Here is a 1,348-nt window from a genome sequence, read left to right on the forward strand (position 1 = left end):
GGCCCTCATAGAGCTCGGCCGTCGTCGCCTTGGTGTTCGGCTCGCGCCTGGCGCCGCTGCGCAATTCGACCAGTGCGTTGGGCTCTTCCGAGCCGGCGGTCAGGATGCCGCGCGGGCGGTGATATTTGAACGAGCGGCCGACGAGCTTGACGCCGTTGGCGACCAGCGCGGAGGCAAGCGTGTCGCCCTCGAAGCCCGAGAAAGCCTTGCCGTCGAAGCGGAAGTTGAGCGGTGCCGACCGGTCGATGAGACCGCCATCGTTCAGCCGGTTTGCCTGATTGCCGCGCATCACGCACCAACCTTGGCGGCGCCGGCGCCAGCCGCCGGCTCGACGGCCGAGATCTCATGCGTCAGCGTGTTGCGGGTGACCTTCAGCCAGGCCCGGCAGCCGCCGCCATGATACCAGTGCTCGCTCATCACGCCGGCGACATTGTCGCGCAGATAGACGTAGTCGTAGACCGCGTCTTCGCCGGCATCGGCAGCGGGGCGTTGTGGCTTGGCGTCGCCGAGATAGGTGAACTCGCCGAGTTCGCGTTCGCCGCAGAAGGGACAGACTATGCGCATGGCTGGGTCTTCAGAGCATGATGCCAAAAAGTGTGAAGCGGTTTTTGGAGAACATCATGCTTTATCCCTAATGGAGGTTCGGTTGGGCGCCCTGGCCCTTCTCGTCGATCATGGCGCCGCGCTGGAACCGGTCGAGGCGGAAGCGGGCTGCCTCCTTGTGCGATTGATCGCGGGCGATGAGATGGGCAAAGACGAAGCCCGAGCCGGGCGTCGCCTTGAAGCCGCCGTAGCACCAGCCGGCATTGATGTAGAGGCCATCGACCGGGCTCTTGTCGATGATCGGCGTGCCGTCCATCGACATGTCCATGATGCCGCCCCACTGGCGCAACAGCCGCACGCGGCCGATCATCGGGATCAGCGCCATGCCGCCTTCGCAGACATCTTCCATCACTGGCAGATTGCCGCGCTGTGCATAGGAATTGTAGCCGTCGATGTCGCCGCCGAAGACCAGCCCGCCCTTGTCGGACTGGCTGACATAGAAATGCCCGGCGCCGAACGTCATGACACCGGGGATCAGCGGCTTGATCGCTTCGGAGACGAAGGCCTGCAGTACGTGGCTCTCGATCGGCAGGCGCAAGCCGGCCATCGCCGCCACGCGCGACGAGGAGCCGGCCACCGCCATGCCGACCTTGCCGGCGCCGATCTTGCCGCGCGAGGTCTCGACGCCGGTCACCTTGCCGTTGGCGTCGCGCGTGAAGCCGGTGACCTCGCAATTCTGGATGATGTCGACGCCGAGCGCGCTCGCCGCATGCGCGTAGCCCCAGACCACGGCGTCATGCCGAGC

General features: G+C 65.7%; 3 protein-coding genes. All 3 read right to left on the minus strand.

Features of this window, described 5'->3' with window-relative positions; genetic code table 11:
• On the minus strand, nt 1–289 hold a 289-nt coding region (locus tag EOD07_RS34515; protein ID WP_164772846.1), incomplete at its 3' end, for a 2Fe-2S iron-sulfur cluster-binding protein.
• Entirely contained in the window at nt 289–564 is a 276-nt protein-coding gene (locus tag EOD07_RS34520; protein ID WP_041011703.1) for a sarcosine oxidase subunit delta family protein, read from the minus strand. The genes EOD07_RS34515 and EOD07_RS34520, both read right to left, overlap by 1 nt.
• 67 nt (nt 565–631) lie before the next feature.
• Nucleotides 632–1,348, minus strand: a 717-nt coding sequence (locus EOD07_RS34525; RefSeq protein WP_127238362.1) for an FAD-dependent oxidoreductase, incomplete at its 5' end; no start/stop codon positions are given.

This window comes from Mesorhizobium sp. M2C.T.Ca.TU.002.02.1.1, from assembly GCF_003997225.1.

Excerpts from the sequence above, each read along its gene's own strand:
- EOD07_RS34520 (WP_041011703.1), bottom strand. The coding sequence starts at position 564 with ATGCGCATAGTCTGTCCCTTCTGCGGCGAACGCGAACTCGGCGAGTTC.